We start from the raw sequence: 18109 nt of genomic DNA, 5'->3' as shown, positions 1-18109 counted from the left end.
CGAGCACCACTTCAACTGTCTATTATTTTGTGCGAGCGACGCCCGTTTGACAAGCCTCAACTTCTGACCGGCTTTGCCCGCACTAAAAAATACAAGCGGCGAAGGGGTCGTTTCGCCGCTTGTATTGCTGTTATTTTGCCTTATCGGCCCATACTTTCGTGAAGTCTTGGAGCATCTCGTCTCCGGTCTTTTGACCGCCGACGTATGCTTGCATCAATGCGCCGTACTCATTGACCGCGCCATCCGGATACTTGAACCAGTTCCATGAAATCGTCTTGCCTTCGTTCGAATAGGCTAAGATGTCGTCAGCAAGCGGACCGAGATCGTTCGCTTCAATCGACTTGAACGCCGGAATGAATTTGAACTTGTTGACCATATAGTCTTTACCTGTGTCGGAGGTCGCCATCCATTCGAGGAAGTCTTTTGCTTCTTCTTTATACTTCGAGTTTTTATTGACGACCCAGTTGTTCGGGACGCCGACCGGGAGACGGTCCATCTTCTCTTTGTCATCGTTGATTGGGATTGGCACGAAGCCCATCTCAATGTCAGGATTCACGTCAAGAATCATCTGTTGCGCCCAGTTTCCTTGTTGCAGCATCGCCGTCTCACCTTGAGCGAACTGTGTGACTTGCGTGTTATAGTCCGTCGTGAGCGGGTTTTTATTACCGTATTTGATGGTGAGGTCGAACAGTTTCAAGAATTGTTGGAACTGCTCATTGTCTTCGAACTTTTCTTTATTCTCGTTGAGCGCCTGGATGAACGCATCCGGGTCGTCTTGCTGTGCCATCGGGATGTTAAGCAAGTGGATCCCGAGAATCCAGAATTCGGCATAACCGACCGAGAACGGCGTGATGCCTGCTTTATCCAACTTCTCCGCCGCATCCGTCAACTCAGACAACGTCTTCGGCAACTCACTGATACCCGCCTTCTCGAACAGCTCCTTGTTATAGATGAAGCCGTATCCTTCCAAGTTCATCGGCATGCCGTACAGTTTGCCGTCCATGGTCATCGGTTCCTTCGCCACTTCCGTCAAATCACCGACCCACTTCTCGCCTGACAAATCTTCCAATTTGTCTTTCCATGTCTGCGCTTCGGTGAAACCACCGTTATTGAAGATGTCCGGCTCGTTGCCCGACGCGAACTGCGACTTGAGCGCGGCCCCGTAATCGGCTCCGCCGCCGACCGTTTGAACGGTCACTTTGACGCCGGTCTCTTCCTCATATTCTTTCGCCATCGCTTCAAGGTCTTTGGCGATTTCCGCTTTGAACTGGAAGACGTTTAACGTGACGTCTTGCTTGTCACCGTTATCCGCATTCGCATCGGTCGAACCTTCTTCTTCCGTAAGCGACCCGCCGCCACAGGCCGCAAGTGTCAATACCATCCCCGCCGTCATGACGGCGGTTGATAATCTCCATTTACGTTTCATTACGCTTCCTCCTAAGTATAGAGTCGACAATCCTTCAACATTCGGTACACCCTAACTTTAGATGAAAACGCTTCCATTATGTAGGTGTCAAAATTGACGTGTAGGGTGGAAAATGTTGCACAGAAAACCAGGACTTTCTTATTGAAAGAAAGTCCTGGTTTTAAGTTTCTTCTATATAATTACAACAGGCTGATTCCAGCTTCTTCGCAAGCTGCGACCATCTCACTCGGCCAGACCGACGATTGGACTTCACCGATATGGCGAGCACGTAGCAAATACATGGCGACACGTGATTGCCCGATACCGCCCCCGATTGTAAGCGGGAGACGTCCTTCAAGGACCGCTTGATGGAACGGGAACTTACGTTTGTCTTCAGCTCCGGCTGTCACCAATTGCTCGGCAAGCGCTGTCTCGTCGACACGGATTCCCATCGACGACAGTTCGAACGCCGATTCGAGTTCTGGGTGCCAGACGAGGATATCGCCGTTGAGCGACCAGTCGTCATAGTCTGCCGCGCGGCCGTCGTGCTTGTCGCCCGAAGCGAGTGCACCGCCGATTTGCGATAGGAAGACTGCGCCGTACGCTTTACAAATCGCGTGCTCCCGTTCTTTTGGCGTGAGGTCCGGGTAAAGGTCTTCTAACTCTTGGCTCGTCAAGAAGTGAATCGACTCTGGCAAGATTGCCTCAATCCCGTACATCGATTCGACCGCCTGTTCCGTCTCGCGGAGCGCCGCATAAATCGATTCGACCGTCGCTTTCAAATACTCCGTCGTCCGGTGTTCCCGGGCGATGACACGTTCCCAGTCCCATTGATCGACGTGGAGTGAGTGTGTCGCGTCGAGTTCTTCATCACGACGGATGGCGCGCATCTGTGTGTACAAACCTTCACCGACCTCAAACCCGTAGCGGCCGAGCGCTTCGCGTTTCCACTTTGCGAGCGACTGAACGATTTCGAGTTCATGCCCTGGATACTGCGTATCGAACTGGATGATGCGTTCGACACCGTTCAAGTGATCGTTGACACCGCTCGCCGATGTGACGAACAGCGGGGCCTGAACTTGTGTGAGTCCGAGCGCCGTGCTGAACTTGTCTTCGAATGTCGCCTTCACTACTGTAATCGCCTGTTGTTTTTCCTTCATCTTGCTCATTGCTGTTGTTGTCATGTTTTCTTCCTCCAATTGTGGGATTTCGGGATGGAGCAATAGAAAAAAGCCCTCCAATCCCATGGACTATGGGACGGAAGGCTTCAAGCTCCGCGGTGCCACCCAAATTAGTAGACGAATCTACTCACTTTTTCGAGACGAACATCTCGTAGTTCCGATAACGGGGAACGGGTCCGGCTACGTCTACTTGCAAAGCGTTCGGGTAGCGACTCCAGGAGGTTCTTCGACAGAGATTTCAGTCCGGGCTCTCACCTTCCCCGGCTCGCTTTGCTTACGTCTTCTGTGTACTCGTCCTTTCAATGTCGTTCACAATTGAATTGACCCAATTATTATCAATATTCAGACGAATGTCAACCACTTTTTCAAAAAAAATTCTCCCCCGTGTAGCGGACGGGGGAGATCCCTTGGGAAGGGTTATTTGATCGAGCCACTCGTAATCCCTTTGATAATATGCTTTTGCATACCGAAGAAAAAGACGAGGAGCGGAACGATCCCAAGGACTAAACCAGCAAGTGCCAAATCCCATTGTTTTGTATATTGTCCGAAGAAATAGAACGTCGCGAGCGGAATCGTCCGCAGCTCGATGTCTCGGAGGACAAGTGAAGGTAAGAGAAAGTCGTTCCAAATCCAAAGGCTGTTCAAGATGACGATCGTCACCGTGATTGGCTTGAGCAGCGGGAAGACGATGCGCCAAAACACGCCCCATGTCGAACAGCCGTCAATGATGGCCGCTTCTTCAATCTCTTCCGGAATCGACTTCATGAAGCCGTGATATAAGAATACCGAGATGCCAGACCCGAAGCCGAGATACATGACCATCAGTCCCCAATGGCTGTTCAACAGACCGAGGATGCTCGACACTTTGACGAGCGGAATCATGATGGATTGGAACGGGATAACCATCGCCGCGACGAACAGGAAGAAGATGACAGTCGAGATCCAATGTTTCGTCCGGACGAGCTTCCACGCCGCCATCGAAGTGAACAATACGATGAGAAGGTTCGCCCCCGCCGTGATGAGAAGCGAGTTCAAGAAGACGCGTCCGTAATTCATCGCCTCCCACGCCTCTGTATAGTTCGACGCGAGCCAGACGTTCGGCAAGGCGGACGTGTTCGTGTAAATCTCCGCAATCGATTTGAACGAGTTGACGATGACGTAATAGAACGGGACGAGATATAACAGCCCGAGCAGAATCGCCACCAGTTCGACGAGACCGAGGCCGGCCGTATATCCACCCGCCCGCAGCGGTCTTTGCGGTCGCAATCGCCGTGGGGACGAATCGACCTTTGCTTCGATGCGTTCAATCTTTTCTGTCGTCATGCCTCCACCTCCCGCTTTTTCGTCAAGTAGACTTGAGTGACGGTAATCGCCGCGACGACAAGGAAGAAGATGACCGCTTTCGCCGAGCCGAGCCCGTAATTATTATTCACGAACGATTCTGTATAGATGTTCAAAGCGAGCATCTCTGTCGATTTGAACGGACCTCCGTTTGTGAGCGATAAGTTCGTGTCGAACACTTTGAACGACCAGGAAATCGTCAAAAACAGACAGATGGTGATGGACGGCATAATCATCGGCAACGTGATGTGACGCAACATCTTCAAGCGGTTCGCCCCATCGATTTTGGCCGCCTCCAGCAAATCCGTCGGCACGTTTTGGAGCGCTGCAATATAGATGACCATGACGTAGCCTCCGCCTTGCCAAATAGCGACGATGACGATGCCCCAGAACGCCGTCTGGGCGTCACCGAGCCACGGCAGTTCGAATAAACTCCATCCGGTCAATGTCCCGATCGATTCAAAGCCCTTCACATAGATGAACTGCCAAATGAACCCGAGAATGAGTCCGCCAATCAAGTTCGGCATGAAAAAGACGGTGCGCAGTATATTGCGCGTCTTAATGTTCATCGTCAACAGCAAAGCCAACAAGAAACCGACGATGTTCGTCAAGATGACGGCCACAATCGTGTATTTCGTCGTAATCCAGAACGAGGCGCGGAACTGTTCATCCTCGAATAAAATACGCTGATAGTTGTCCCATCCGACCACGTTCAACTGACCCGTCACACCGTTCCAATCCGTGAAGCTGTAATAAATCCCGTTAACGAACGGTATGAGCACAATCGCCACAAACGCCAGAAAGGCTGGACCGACAAATGCGATAAAACTCGCCGGTTTCTTCCAATTCCGTCTTCGCTTGTGTTGTTTTGGTGTTTCTGTCATGTTCATCGCCTCCACTATCAACTTACCTCCCTCAAGACAAAATGAAAACGGATACATTTGACGGAAAGGGTGGAATATATTGCACTCAATGGGTGAATTATACGAGGCGATGCGTTATGATAAACTCAATGACAACACGAACGAGTCTTCCCGAATGAAGAATTAAACCTTGATTCAAAGTCGATTCACGAATGAAATGAACGAAAACGATTACAATGTTCGAAAGTGGAGGGATTTTATACATGACGACGATTAAACCGTTATCCGACCTAACGATTGCCCAACAAGCCGAGATGTTGCCCGTCAAACAGATAGCAGAAAAACTCGGCTTACAAGAAGATGACCTCGACCTATACGGGAAATACAAAGCCAAGTTATCATTTGATGTCATTGATCGGATGGCGACTCGTGAAGACGGGAAACTCATCCTCGTCACAGCGATCAACCCGACTCCGGCCGGCGAAGGAAAGTCGACCGTGACCGTCGGGCTCGGCCAAGCGCTCAACCAACTCGACAAACAAGCGATTGTCTGTCTGCGTGAACCGTCGCTCGGTCCGACGATGGGCTTAAAAGGCGGTGCAGCCGGCGGAGGGTTCAGCCAAGTGTTGCCGATGGAAGACATCAACCTTCACTTCACAGGCGATATGCACGCCATCACCGCGGCCCACAACACGATTAGCGCCATGCTCGACAATCATCTCCATCAAGGGAACGACCTTGGCATCGACGTCCGGAAAATCGTCTGGAAACGCGTGCTCGACTTGAATGACCGGGCGCTCCGTCACGTGACGATCGGCCTTGGCGGCAGTGCCCATGGCGTACCCCGTGAAGACGGGTTTGATATCACGGTCGCATCTGAAATCATGGCCATCCTCTGTCTCGCCGATTCGTTGACCGACCTCGAGGCACGCATCAAGCGAATCGTCGTCGCGTACGATCGGGACAACGAGCCAATCACAGCCGAACAAATCGGTGCAGCCGGCGCCGCGACACTGTTGTTGAAAGAGGCATTCAAGCCGAACTTGGTGCAGACACTCGAACAGACGCCAGCACTCGTTCACGGTGGTCCGTTCGCCAATATCGCGCACGGATGCAACTCGTTGATCGCGACGAAAACGGCGCTCAAACTCGGCGACTACGTTGTCACCGAAGCTGGTTTCGGAGCCGATCTTGGGGCCGAAAAATTCTGTCATATCAAATCACGCATCGGAAAATTGAACCCGGACGCCGTCGTTCTCGTGGCGACGGTCCGTGCTTTGAAAATGCACGGTGGTGTCGCCAAGGACCAACTCCACGTCGAGAACGTCGGAGCTGTCGGCAACGGGTTAAAACTTCTCGCCAAACATGTCGAGACGATGGGTAAACTCGGCTTGCCGACCGTCGTCGCCCTCAACCGCTTCAATTCGGATACAGCCGAAGAGTTGGCCGCCGTCCTCGATTGGTGTGAAGCCAACAACATTCGAGTGGCGCTCAGTGAAGTGTGGTCGAACGGTGGACAAGGCGGTCGTGCCCTCGCCGAGGCTGTCATCGATACAATCGAGTCGAACGAGAGTGCGTTCACCCCGCTCTATGCGTTGACCGATACAATCGAACAGAAGATTTTGACAATCGCCCGGGAAGTGTATGGGGCGGCCGACGTCACGTTTACCGCGACCGCGAAAAAACAGATGGCACAAATCGAGGCGAACGGTTGGCAGCACTTGCCGATTTGTATGGCGAAGACGCCGTTCTCACTCTCCGATGACCCGACAAAACTCGGATATCAACACGGCTTCACCGTGACGGTACGAGAATTGAAGCCGTCGGTCGGTGCTGGTTTCCTCGTCGCCTTGACTGGTAACGTCTTGACGATGCCAGGTCTGCCGAAACAACCGGCCGCCTTGAATATGGGGATTGACGAGACCGGGAAAGCGATCGGTTTATTCTAAACGATAACGGAGGGATCGAGATGGACGTCACGGAACATACGTATGCGGACGGATATCGGACGCAGTTACTGCACATCAAGGCCAGACAACCGATTGGAAATTGTTTTATTTTCCATGGGATGCTCGAACATCATCGACGTTATGTCGAATTCGCTGATTTTTTGTCAGAAATTGGCTTCAATGTGTTTCTGTGCGACCTTCGTGGCGCAGGCTCCTTGGCCCGGACCCAGTCCACTTACGCCCACCTGTCGCCCCATGAAGGGTTTGAGCAAATGGTCAACGACGCCATCTCGCTCCTTGACCATTATCAAGATGAATTGCCAACCATCGTTCTCGGTCATAGTTTTGGCTCGCTGCTCGCACGTCGACTCGGCCAACAACTAGGTCATCGCTTGACCGGCGTCATCGCCGTCTCCCCGCCTCCACATTCCGGATTGATTGGACGGGCCGGACTGTACGCGATTGATTTGGCCATCCGGTTCAAAGGGAGCACCCATGAATCGCGCTTGTTCGAACGCTTGTTGTTCGGACGGTACAACTTGAAATTCTTACCGGCCACGACCGAGAGTGATTGGATTTCGAGTGTTCCGGAGGAAGTAGCCGCCTATGTAAATGATCCGGACTGTGGCGGGATTCCGACGCTCGGCTACTTACATGAGGTAGCAAAAGCGTCACTCGATGTGACCTCGGCCGCCCGGATTCAAGAACATCCGAAAACACTCCCAATCTTATTCGTCGTAGGTGCCGATGACCCTGTCGTCCATGACGGAGAAGGACTCTCCGGAATCGTCCGCAAACATCAGGCCGCCGACATCGAATTGACCGTGCTGTCTTATGATCAGGCACGTCATGAAGTGCTCCGCGAGCGCCAACGTCAAGACATCTGGACCGACATCGGCGACTGGATGCATCATACGGTACGCATCGCAAAAAGAACCTCCATTTCCTAGGAGGTTCTTTTTGTTTACCAAAATAATACAATGGGATTCTAATTCATTTACCTTTTTTGTAATTTAGATTCTTCTTTCCAATTTTTAAGTGCGCTATACTTAGACCGCACACTAAAAGAATACACATATTTCGATACGTATTCACCGAAAGGGGTAACACATTGAAGCCAACGATCACACGATTGAGCACGGCCGTCCTCATCTCTAGCACAGTGTTGAGTACGCTCGTCCCCGCTCACTCATATGCAGCAACATACGAAGGAACAGTGAATACATCCATTTTAAATGTTCGTTCCGCCACATCTACCACTTCGGATATTGTCGGTAAATTGACACAAGGTGAAACCGTTCAAGTGTATACGACGAACGACACCTGGGCTCAAATCGAATTCGAGGGCGAAAAGCGTTACGTATCAGCGACTTATTTAACCTTAAAATCGACAATGACGACAGCATCAACAACGTCGACGACCTCAGCTTCTGCTTACAAGGCCGATGCGAACGTCAACTTGCGCTCATCGACATCGACGTCTGCTACCGTCTTGACGACCATCCCGAAAGGCGCGACCGTCACGTATATCTCTTCGCACGGTGCCACCGGTTCGTGGATGAAAGTGACGTACGGCAAGTACACCGGTTACGTCGTAGCACGTTACTTCACGCCGTCAGTCCCGGTTGAAACACCATATTATGCAAACAAGACAGCGGTGCTATACAACTCGACCGGTTCGGGCGCAACGAAACTCGCGACGATTCCGGCTGGTGCCAAAGTGACGCATCTCGCCTCGCTCGGCGCGACCGGCTCATGGTTTAAAATCCAATATGGCACGATTGTCGGCTACGCTCCAGCCCGCAACTTCTCGACATCCGTGTTGACGCCAGAAACGACAGCACCGGAAGTGACGACACCTTATTTTTCAATCACAAACGTCGCCCTGTATAACAGTTCAGCTTCAGGGGCGACAAAAATCGCGACCATCCCTTCGGGTGCCCAAGTCGAACAAATCGCCATGGCTGGCCTCAGTTCGTCATGGTTCAAGATTCGTTACAATGGCGTCACCGGCTATGCCGCCGCCCGTAACTTCTCGAAGACGAAACCGGAAGTCATCGTCCGGACGCCTTATTACGCCGCTCGCGATCTCGTCTTGTATAAATCGTCTGCCTCGGGTGCAGATCGTCTCCGGACCATCCGCGCCGGCAGTAAAGTGACACAAGTATCGGAATCTGGACTCGCAAGCTCATGGTTTAAAATCGAGTATGATGGGGTCACCGGCTATGCCGCTGCCCGCAACTTCTCGACGACTCCACCAGAAGTGATCGTCATCAAACCTTATTACGCAACTCGGAATGTGGCGATGTACAATTCGTCTGCCTCGGGCGCGACGAAAATCGATACTATTCCATTCGGTGCAAAAATCGAACAAATCTCTCAAAGCGGCCTATCGAGCTCATGGTTCAAAGTCCGCTATGACGGGAAAACCGGTTATGCCGCTTCACGTCACTTCTCAGTCGACAAACCGGAGGTGATCGTCGTGACAGATTACTACACGACGCAACGAGTCGTTCTTTACGACAAGTCCGTTTCGCCGAAATCAAAAATTGCCGTCATTCCGACAGGGACAAAAGTACAACAAATCTCGGAAAGCGGATTGACGAGTTCCATGTATAAAATCAAGTACGGCTCGCTAACGGGCTATGCGACCGCCAGTTATTTCGCGGACAAACCGCCAGTGCCAGAAGAACAGCTTGAGGCCGAACGTGAAGTCGAGGTCGTCGTCGCAAACAACGGGACGCTGAACGTGCGCAATAAAGCAGTCGATGGCGCCGTCATCGGAAAGCTCGCGAACGGGACGGTCGTCAAAGTGAAGCCGATTGTCGGCAGCGACTGGGGTGTCATCTCGTATCTCGTCAACGGCTCGCTCGTGAAAGGGTATATCTCCCTCACATATACGAAACCGTATACACCGCCTGTCGCCGGCAGCAAGGAAATGGTCATCACCGAGACACCTTACACATACACACTCGCCTCGATGATTACGACCCAGCGCAACGTGTTCTCTCAATCGGACGCTTTTCGTAACGAGGACGCTTACGTGCATAAATCATTCATTACAAAGAGTACGACGGGCGAACTGTTCACGACGAAACTTCAATACTTGAAATCGACAGCTTCGTCATCTGCCACGACGCTTGCGACGTTACCAAACCATGCGAAACTCGCATACCTCGGTGCTCAGCAGGTCGGGACCGTAACATGGTATAAAGTTAAGTATGGTTCGCTTACAGGTTATGTCTTGGCGACCGCGACCGCACCGGCTGGAAAAGTCTCAGCAACCGAACTATTCGCGACTCGATTCCAATATTTGAAGTCGACCGCATCGGCAACGTCTACAAACGTGACGAGCGTATCAACCAACACCAAACTTGAGTACTTAGGGACACAAAAGGTCGGATCGACAACTTGGTATAAAGTAAAATACGGCGTATACACCGGTTATATTAACGCCATTTACGCCGTTGGAAGCACCAACGTTTTGAAGGACGCCTCGATGACTTCCCACTCATTTGGAGTCATCAATCCGGGTGAAGAAGTCGCAATCACAGGGGAAACGGATCAGTACTACACAATCACTTATTATCGCCCTAGCGGTTATGATATTCGTGTGTATGATCGCTCTTGGCGCCGGGCGACAAACGAAGAAATCACACGTCACGTGTCTCCGTCTTCATTTGCGACGACGTCACGCGAATATTTCCAGTTCCTCGATTTGTCGAAGGGGGCCGATTTAACGGCAACCGTTTTGAACAAATCACTCGTAGGCAAAGGGATTTTAGCCGGCCGCGGTCAAGCGTTCATCGACGCCTCTCGCACACACAATGTCAACGAGATTTATCTGTTGTCACATGCGTTGCTTGAAACCGGGCACGGCACGTCCGCACTCGCCACCGGGATACTCGTCTCAAGCGTCGACGGCAAGGCCGTCACACCGAAGACCGTTTACAATATGTACGGCATCGGTGCGATTGATGGGAACGCCCATGTCAAAGGTGCTGAGCGCGCTTATAAGGAAGGGTGGTTCACACCGGAAGCCGCCATCATCGGTGGTGCTAAATTTATCGGAGATGAATATATCAACAACTTGGACCTCAAACAAAACACGCTCTATAAGATGCGGTTCAACCCAAGCAATCCAGGAACGAATCAATACGCCTCAGACATCGCTTGGGCGACGAAACAGACCACTAACATTTACAACATGTACCAACAGCTCGAATCCTATACACTTTACTTCGACGTTCCAAAATTCCAGTAAGACACAAAGAGACACGCAGCCGACGATGGCGCGTGTCTCTTGTTATGTCCATTCGATTGAGTCGACGATTGCTTCAATCTCTACTTTCTCATTCGTCACTTCATCGGCGACGTACGTCAAAAATAAAAGTCGTTTCCCGTCTGTAAGTGACCAGACGTCAAGATGCATCCCATCTTCGATTCCGCTCGCATAGGCCGTCGTCATACCACCTGCGTCTGTCGTGACACTCGGTGCGACTTTGACGTCAATCGGGAACTCGCCTAAAAACGTGTTCAACTCTTGGAGAGCCGCGTCGCTCGGCGCTTGTGCTTCCTCGGCTTCATAGATGGACATCTGAAGCGTCCCTTGGGCGTCGGCCTCTACCGAATAAAAGCTGACATGGTCTTCTTCTTCATTGTATTCAAAGTGTTCTGGGTAGGATAGACGGATCCAACCGTCAATCTCGTATTCCTTCATGCTGTTTGCTCCTTCGTCTTCTTAAATGCTAAACCTGTCACCATCTTCGCTTGAAGCGCGTATTTGAGGCGCTCGGTCACGTAAAGGCGTTGACTGTTTTGGTCTTGGGCAATCATGTGCCCGAATAAGTTCAATCGTACGGTTTGATGTGATAAAAAATAGAGTCGGTCGGGGTCTAACGGTCGATATTCGCCCGAATCTTCAAGATGCTCAATCTCGAAGCGACGCAATACGTTGAGTGCGCAATATTGATCCGTCTTCCCAGTGCTCGTGTGCAACTCGACTCGAACGAGTTGAATATCATATGGGCATAGGTTCATAAAGATCGGGCCGATTCGCTCATGGATGAGCAACACACCCATATCCGTCTCAATCAAATCGGGGAGTGCCTGTTTGTCTTGTGAGATGCTCAAGACGACATAAGGACGTTCAGTCGGAGCGAGCAATTCCCCTTTAAAAAAGCGGAATCGTTGGATGCCGGTCAATACACGGGCCCGCCAGGCACTGCCCCGGGCTTCCGCTTCAATCCGATATAGCCTTTCTCGACTCACGACTACTCCCCCTTCAATTGTTTGAGCGATGCGACGAATCGTTCCCACTCTTGGTCGTCACAGACGACCTTACTTTCAATTCCCCATTCTTCCTCGATCTTCAAACGTACTTCGTTCGTCTCGAGATGACGCGTGAGCTGTAGCGGCCCGATTTGAACGGTCAGCGGTTCGACGATGAACTCGTTCGTCGCCGGGCCGACCCATTTCAAACGTTCCGTTCGAAGAATCACTTGCCAGTCCGACTCGTGGCGAATCGAGAACGTCCATTGACGGAGCTTCGTCTCCTGGTCGATCTGTTTGGCTTGTTTCATCATCCGAAACCCTTCGCTCATCATCCGTAAATAGGATTTACGCTCACTCATGCCCCATCCACTCCTCTCCTCTATTATCTTAGCAAGACAACCTAGCCGCAACAACCAATGTTTTTTCAAAAAAGGGTTTGCAAAGCTAAAATCCTGTGCTATTATATTACCGTAACGTTAAGCGTTTCGCGGGTGTAGTTTAATGGTAAAACCTCAGCCTTCCAAGCTGATGACGAGAGTTCGATTCTCTTCACCCGCTCCATTTTAAAATTTCATATGCGGGTGTAGTTTAATGGTAAAACCTCAGCCTTCCAAGCTGATGACGAGAGTTCGATTCTCTTCACCCGCTCCAATTACCGACATATACGCGAGAATTTGCTCGCACACATAACCGCACGGTGTCCCGTGCACCAAGCAGAACGTCATTCGACGTTCTGCTTTTTTGTTTTTCAGCATAATAGCACCGATTTCGACAACGCTTAAATGACGGTAATTCGGGAAAAGGATGGGAGATAAGAAGGAGGGATTCCTGTGATTCAAGTACGTCTTCAACCGTTCACCGTCTACGAGAGTGCTTTGATGCGCACGACTTCAACATTGATTGAAACGAACGAGAGCTTGATTGTGATCGATCCGACCTGGTTGCCCGAAGAAATCGCCACGATTCGCCGGGATGTCGAATTGCGACGCCGGGGGAAAAAGCTGTATGTCATCTATACGCATCAGCACTACGACCATATCATCGGTGCTTATGCATTTCCTGATGCCACCGTCATCGCGTCTCAAGCGTTCGTCGAGACCGATGCGAGTTCACAGCTCGAGGAGATACAATCGTTTTACGAGCAGTACTACATCGATCGCCCCATCGTCAAACCGGCTGTTGATATTATGATTTCGGAAGATGGTACCCTCGCCCTAGGCTCTACGCCCATAACGTTTTTATTGACGCCTGGACATGAGTCGACCCACATGTCTTTAATCGTCGAACCGTTACGTCTGCTCGTATGTGGCGATTATGCCTCCAACATCGAGCCGCCGTTCATCGAACACGATGCCGAGGCATATTTGACGTCGTTGCAGAAACTCCAAGCAGCCATTTACGAGTATGAGATTCGGTGGCTCATTCCTGGCCATGGCGATTTGTGTGACGATCGCAGCAAAATGATGGAGCGACTGAGCGCCGCCGAAGAATATATCCTCGCCTTGCCAGAAGAACGCGTCTGGTCTCCGCATTGGCCCGAACATGCTTTCTTCCAGCGCGTCCATGAACGTAATCGGAAGCACGTCGAGCAAAAAGCGAAAGACCGCGAGTCGCGGCAACAAGATTACTGACGCATAAAAAAATCGCAACGTCTCCCCAAGACGTTGCGATTCCCCCCTATTATGTAGACCTATTTCTTTGTGACGCGTTCTGAACGGACCGTGAACATACGGTCAATCCCATAAATGGTCACGCCGGTGACAGCGAGCAATCCAATCATAGCTGATGAAAACATTGACCATACCCCCATTGTTCACAAATTCGTCATAATCACCCCGTGCCTTCATTATAGAAGAAAATAAATCAAAAAGAAAGCGTTTTCTTCTAACTTTCTTCACAATTCGTCACGCCTCTGTTTTTACTTTTGCTTGTCTAGCCTTGCGCAAATATGTGTAGGTTTTGTGGAATGTGGGAATACACTCTATAAGAATAAAAGAGACAGAAAGCTGTTCGTTGAGGAGGAAGAGGCATGATCAAGTATGGCACGTTGGTGCGGGTCGAAGGGAAGTACGCCGTGTTACGTTGGAACAACGGCTCAAGTTTTATCCCAAGACGATTCTTGCCATCAGAAGCACGTGTTGGCGATACCATCATTCGAGATAACCACCATTACTATCTCGAAGAAGACATGACACCCAATTTCGATGCGCTGATTAAACAACATTATAAAAAGTAGACAAAGACAGACCGGTCCCTTTCCAGTCTGTCTTTGTCCGTTCATTTCGTTCGGTCATGCAGCCAATCGAAATCGACCGGTCCGACTTGTTTGGCCGTGATGATGCCATCCGGACCAATCACGTAAGTGGTCGGGAGCGCAACGACACGATACGTCTTTTCCACCGTCCCCGTCTCGTCCAATAAAATCGGGAAACTGACCGGCACTTCCTGTAAAAACGCATCGACGTCTCGCTTCCCGAGCCGCTCGTTTTTCGTCGCATTCACCCCGAGCACAGGGATGCCTGTATCTTCGCCGAACTCAATCAACTCTGGCAACTCTTCGCGGCACGGTGGACACCACGTCGCCCAAAAGTTCAAGATAACTTGTTGCCCTGCATAATCGGCGAGCGACACCGGTTGCCCTTCCGTCGTCTCGAGCTCGAACTGCGGCGCCCGCTGCCCGACTTCCAGACCGCCGAGCACGCCGTCATCCGTAGCGACTTCGACCGTCGGTTCACTCGCTTGACTCGTCTTATACTCGTCGTATCCTTTATAGGCCAAGCCTGCGATGAGGCCGGCCATGATGAGACTGATCGCTAGTTTATGAAATCGCATGATTTACCCCTTGTTCTATGAACTGTTCACTCCTAAACTTAACTTATCATATCATTCAAAGGAGAGTAACTATCTTGCAACTTCACAATGAGAAAGTTAGCGTCACCCTAAAAGCGCACGGCGCCGAAATGACGAGTTGGAAAGTCGACGGAACGGAGCTCCTTTGGCAAGGCGACCCGACGTATTGGGGGCGCCAAGCCCCAATCCTGTTCCCTTTCGTCGGAAGACTGCTTGACGACCGCTACTTATATGACGGACTGACATATACGATGAGCCAACACGGATTTGCACGAGACGAACTGTTCGAGGTCGCCGAGGCTTCGGACACACACGTCCGCTTCATTCTTCGTGATTCGATCGAGACACGTAAACACTATCCGTTCTCATTCGAACTGAATGTCATCTATCGCTTAATCGGCGAAGAGTTGAGCGTGACATACCACGTCATCAATCGAGACGATATCGTGCTCCCATTCAGCATCGGCGGACATCCGGCCTTCAACATTCCGTTTGCCGGGGGCACGTTCGAAGACTACACGATCGACTTTGGCGAGACGCGGATGCTCGACCGCTTGTTGCTCGACGGACCTTATTTGACCGGCGCCTATCAACCGCTCGGGGAACGTCGTTACATCCCGTTGACACATCATTTATTCGACCAGGACGCCCTCATCTTTGAGCAAATCGAATACGCAGCGCTCCGGCATCAGCCGAGCGGTCGGGCCATCGTCATGGAGTCCCCTCAGTTCACCCACTTCGGCATTTGGTCGCCACCGCATTCTGACGCCCCGTTCGCCTGTCTCGAACCTTGGTTCGGACATGCCGACTATAAAGGGCATCGGAAAGATATCCGTCATAAAGAAGACATGCAACTGCTCGATCCAGGCGAGTCGTTCGAGGCGACTTATACGTTGTATATGGAATAAAAAACGTGCTGACCGGAATGGTCAGCACGTTTAGTTAAAAGCGACTGTCTTGCTCCGCCTCATATTCTGAAGGCGGTTTTTTCATGACGATGGCGAGGACGATATAAATCAGAAGACCTGGACCACCAAATAGGGCGAGGACGACGAAGATGATTCGCATCAACGTCACATCGACACCTAAATAGTTCCCGAGTCCCGAACAGACACCAGCAATCATTTGATTAGACGGATCTTTATACAGTTTTCGTTCCATCAAGACACCTTCTTCTCCAGTTTTTCGTTAACGCTGTGGTCGACGGAGCGTCGTTCTGCCACCTGTCGCCACTTCTCCGCGACTGTCGAAATCAAGCGCATCATTGATTGGGGTACTGCCTGATTTGACTTCAATCCGACGTCCATACAAACCTCGATTATCGAGCGAGGCGGCGATGATGGTCGCAACATCCGTTTCAGAAATCGTGGCGCCACTCGCATCACTCAAATCTTCCGATGCCTCAATCGAGCCTTTCCCTGGACCATCTACGATTGTCACTGGGCAAATGATCGTGTAGTTCAAACCGCTATGTTCGATATACTCGTCGGCCGCATTATTAGCAGACAAGAAGTTGAAATGTTCTTTTGGTGCAGCGTCCGGTTGATCGGCGCCATATGCACTGAGTAAGACGACGTGACGGACCCGTTCTTTTTTCGCAGCGTCAATCGCCTTCATGGCGACGTTGCGGTCCAGCAGTTCGATTTCTTTGCTCGATCCATCTGCTCCCGCCGTTGCTGCGATGATGACGGCGTCCTGTCCGGCCGTCGCCTCATGAATCCCTTTATCCAATTCTTTTTCGACGTCGACGGTGAGCACACGCGCACCCATTTTTTCATACTCTGCCTGCAGTTCAGGATAACGAATTAAAGCGGTCACTTGATGCGTTTTCGCTAAACTTTTTAATACACGTCTACCGATCTTTCCTGTTGCTCCAATGACTAAAACTTTCATTCAAATTTCCCTCCTCAAAAGAGTAGTTCATTTGATTAAATTTCCTCTTTCAGGATGGAATCAAACCCTTTTCGCAAAATTATCTCACAGTTCCCCACATCGTTAAGTCTAGGGCGTCGCGAACGGCTTGAACACTCGCTTCGGTCGGTTGATAGTAATAGACATTATCGATGTAGGCGTCTTCTCCTTCGATTTGAAGTTTATCCACCTGTGGTTGTAGCGCCATCGTCATTCCGATGGAAGCCATCTGGAGCGGGTTCATCTCAAGCCCCATCTCGTCTTTCATAAAGCGATACGTGGCCGGTATTTTTGTCCACCCTGTTGGACTGGCCAATTTATCAGCGACGGCTGACATGACCTCGGTCTGTCGGTTCGATCGCGCCCCGTCCGTATCTGTTTTCCGATGACGGGCATAGGCGAGCGCCATATCCCCGTCCATAGCGTAAGAGACACCTTCTGTATACTCATACGTCTGATTGAAACCTTTCTCGCTGAACGAGTGGGTTGCAGTCACGTTGACGCCACCAACCAAATCAATCAGTTCCATGAACGTTTCGAACGTGATGACGACTTGACCGTCGACAGACGCCTCGGTCAATCCCTCCACGGCTCCAACGGTACAGTCGGCGCCGCCATAGGCGAACGCATGGGTGATTTTATCGCCTTCCCGCTCTGGCTCACAAGGAATCGCCGTATACGTGTCACGTGGAATCGAGACGTTTTGGACCGTGCGGGAACGCGGCACGAACTCCATCAACTGTAACGAGTCGGTCCGTGAGCCTGATAACGATTCTCCGACCCGGGCATCGCTGCCCATGACGAGGAACGTGACCGGACGTGTCGCCATAAAGCCGGCCCCGATGACCAGGAGCAACAGCACGAGGAGCAATTTGCCTTTCCACTTGCGACGGCGTGGTTTGTCCTTTGGAGCGGCGGTCTCCCGCTTGGTATGTGTCCGTTCTGGCTCTCGAGTTTTCTGTCTAGGCTCACGTCGTTCGTCTCGGCGCGGCTTCGACTTGCGCTTCTTAGCGAACGGCAGACCCAGTTTCGGTTTTCTGACGTTGAGCGATTTTTTCTTTCGTTCCGACGAGGGTTCGTCCGAACGATTTAAAAACGGATGCTCGCCTTGTCCTGGATCTGTCGGCCGATTCGAATCATTGTTTAACTTGTCTGCTTCATGCCCTTGGTGCTGATGCGTCTCGTGTCGAGCCTCTTCATCTAATCGGGCTTGTTCGTCTAGCCGGGCTTGTTCGGTTAATCGTTCGCGTTCAAGCTCCCGTCTCCGTCGTTCGACACGTGATAAGTGTTGATCGTCATTCATATGCTGTACCTCTAGTATGGTTAGATTTTTCT

General features: G+C 51.2%; 17 protein-coding genes, 2 tRNA genes and 1 other annotated feature. Of the genes, 8 read left to right on the top strand and 11 right to left on the bottom strand.

Annotated elements, in window-relative coordinates; all coding sequences use genetic code 11:
* Positions 1-130 precede the first annotated feature (130 nt).
* The 4 genes from KNO58_RS11550 to KNO58_RS11535 all read right to left on the bottom strand — a co-directional run bounded on the left by KNO58_RS11550 (position 131) and on the right by KNO58_RS11535 (position 4811).
* A complete protein-coding gene (locus KNO58_RS11550) occupies positions 131-1426 on the bottom strand; it encodes an ABC transporter substrate-binding protein (RefSeq protein WP_214754033.1) in 1296 nt (431 codons plus the stop codon).
* A 179-nt stretch (positions 1427-1605) separates the two neighbouring features.
* Positions 1606-2589, bottom strand: coding sequence for an aspartate--ammonia ligase (gene asnA / locus KNO58_RS11545; RefSeq protein ID WP_214754031.1), 984 nt, complete (start codon positions 2587-2589; stop codon positions 1606-1608).
* A 66-nt stretch (positions 2590-2655) separates the two neighbouring features.
* Positions 2656-2898: a binding site (T-box leader), on the bottom strand.
* A gap of 105 nt (positions 2899-3003) precedes the next feature.
* Positions 3004-3909: a carbohydrate ABC transporter permease gene (locus tag KNO58_RS11540; protein WP_251026224.1), complete on the bottom strand. Its 906-nt coding sequence runs from the start codon at positions 3907-3909 to the stop codon at positions 3004-3006.
* Complete coding sequence (locus KNO58_RS11535; protein WP_251026223.1) at positions 3906-4811, bottom strand: carbohydrate ABC transporter permease; 906 nt, start codon at positions 4809-4811, stop codon at positions 3906-3908. The genes KNO58_RS11540 and KNO58_RS11535 overlap by 4 nt, the downstream gene beginning before the upstream one ends.
* 242 nt (positions 4812-5053) lie before the next feature.
* On the opposite strand from KNO58_RS11535, the gene KNO58_RS11530 reads away from it, so the two are divergent.
* The 3 genes from KNO58_RS11530 to KNO58_RS11520 all read left to right on the top strand — a co-directional run bounded on the left by KNO58_RS11530 (position 5054) and on the right by KNO58_RS11520 (position 11003).
* Entirely contained in the window at positions 5054-6739 is a 1686-nt protein-coding gene (locus tag KNO58_RS11530) for a formate--tetrahydrofolate ligase (RefSeq protein WP_214754029.1), read from the top strand.
* A 20-nt stretch (positions 6740-6759) separates the two neighbouring features.
* Positions 6760-7689 carry an alpha/beta fold hydrolase gene (locus tag KNO58_RS11525; protein WP_214754027.1) on the top strand — a complete coding sequence of 310 codons (930 nt, stop codon included), beginning with the start codon at positions 6760-6762 and terminating at the stop codon, positions 7687-7689.
* A gap of 161 nt (positions 7690-7850) precedes the next feature.
* Positions 7851-11003 (top strand): SH3 domain-containing protein, encoded by a 3153-nt coding sequence (locus KNO58_RS11520; RefSeq protein ID WP_214754025.1) that lies wholly within the window; start codon positions 7851-7853, stop codon positions 11001-11003.
* Between the two features lie 42 nt (positions 11004-11045).
* Here the strand turns inward: KNO58_RS11520 and KNO58_RS11515 are convergent, their stop codons facing one another.
* The 3 genes from KNO58_RS11515 to KNO58_RS11505 are packed head-to-tail and all read right to left on the bottom strand — an operon-like array spanning position 11046 to position 12372.
* On the bottom strand, positions 11046-11459 hold the full coding sequence (locus KNO58_RS11515) for a hypothetical protein (protein ID WP_214754023.1): 414 nt from the start codon (positions 11457-11459) through the stop codon (positions 11046-11048).
* Entirely contained in the window at positions 11456-12010 is a 555-nt protein-coding gene (locus tag KNO58_RS11510) for a hypothetical protein (protein WP_021067839.1), read from the bottom strand. Before KNO58_RS11510 ends, KNO58_RS11515 begins: the two co-directional genes overlap by 4 nt.
* Before the next feature lie 2 nt (positions 12011-12012).
* Positions 12013-12372: a hypothetical protein gene (locus KNO58_RS11505; protein WP_214719845.1), complete on the bottom strand. Its 360-nt coding sequence runs from the start codon at positions 12370-12372 to the stop codon at positions 12013-12015.
* A gap of 128 nt (positions 12373-12500) precedes the next feature.
* Between KNO58_RS11505 and KNO58_RS11500 the strand changes: the two genes are divergently transcribed.
* From KNO58_RS11500 to KNO58_RS11485, 4 genes are all read left to right on the top strand, one after another.
* Positions 12501-12574: transfer RNA gene (locus KNO58_RS11500), tRNA-Gly, on the top strand.
* Between the two features lie 16 nt (positions 12575-12590).
* A tRNA-Gly gene (locus KNO58_RS11495) sits at positions 12591-12664 on the top strand.
* A 179-nt stretch (positions 12665-12843) separates the two neighbouring features.
* Positions 12844-13644 carry an MBL fold metallo-hydrolase gene (locus KNO58_RS11490; RefSeq protein ID WP_214754021.1) on the top strand — a complete coding sequence of 267 codons (801 nt, stop codon included), beginning with the start codon at positions 12844-12846 and terminating at the stop codon, positions 13642-13644.
* A 398-nt stretch (positions 13645-14042) separates the two neighbouring features.
* Positions 14043-14249: a DUF3006 domain-containing protein gene (locus KNO58_RS11485; protein ID WP_016508383.1), complete on the top strand. Its 207-nt coding sequence runs from the start codon at positions 14043-14045 to the stop codon at positions 14247-14249.
* Between the two features lie 41 nt (positions 14250-14290).
* Here the strand turns inward: KNO58_RS11485 and KNO58_RS11480 are convergent, their stop codons facing one another.
* Positions 14291-14845: a TlpA disulfide reductase family protein gene (locus KNO58_RS11480; protein WP_214754019.1), complete on the bottom strand. Its 555-nt coding sequence runs from the start codon at positions 14843-14845 to the stop codon at positions 14291-14293.
* A gap of 74 nt (positions 14846-14919) precedes the next feature.
* Here KNO58_RS11480 and KNO58_RS11475 point away from each other — a divergent pair, with 74 nt between their 5' ends.
* Positions 14920-15771 (top strand): aldose 1-epimerase family protein, encoded by an 852-nt coding sequence (locus KNO58_RS11475; protein ID WP_251026222.1) that lies wholly within the window; start codon positions 14920-14922, stop codon positions 15769-15771.
* A 34-nt stretch (positions 15772-15805) separates the two neighbouring features.
* On the opposite strand, the gene KNO58_RS11470 is transcribed toward KNO58_RS11475, so the two are convergent.
* From KNO58_RS11470 to KNO58_RS11460, 3 genes are all read right to left on the bottom strand, one after another.
* Positions 15806-16024 (bottom strand): PspC domain-containing protein, encoded by a 219-nt coding sequence (locus tag KNO58_RS11470; RefSeq protein WP_021065279.1) that lies wholly within the window; start codon positions 16022-16024, stop codon positions 15806-15808.
* A gap of 27 nt (positions 16025-16051) precedes the next feature.
* Positions 16052-16756 (bottom strand): NAD(P)H-binding protein, encoded by a 705-nt coding sequence (locus KNO58_RS11465; protein WP_214754017.1) that lies wholly within the window; start codon positions 16754-16756, stop codon positions 16052-16054.
* Between the two features lie 79 nt (positions 16757-16835).
* Entirely contained in the window at positions 16836-18077 is a 1242-nt protein-coding gene (locus tag KNO58_RS11460) for an LCP family protein (protein WP_214754015.1), read from the bottom strand.
* Between the last annotated feature and the right edge of the window lie 32 nt (positions 18078-18109).

The sequence above is a fragment of the Exiguobacterium sp. J17977 genome, assembly GCF_018616375.1.
Classification (GTDB): Bacteria; Bacillota; Bacilli; order Exiguobacteriales; family Exiguobacteriaceae; genus Exiguobacterium; species Exiguobacterium mexicanum.
Note: the sequence above shows the minus strand (reverse complement) of the source record. Positions and strands in the feature narration are given on the sequence as shown.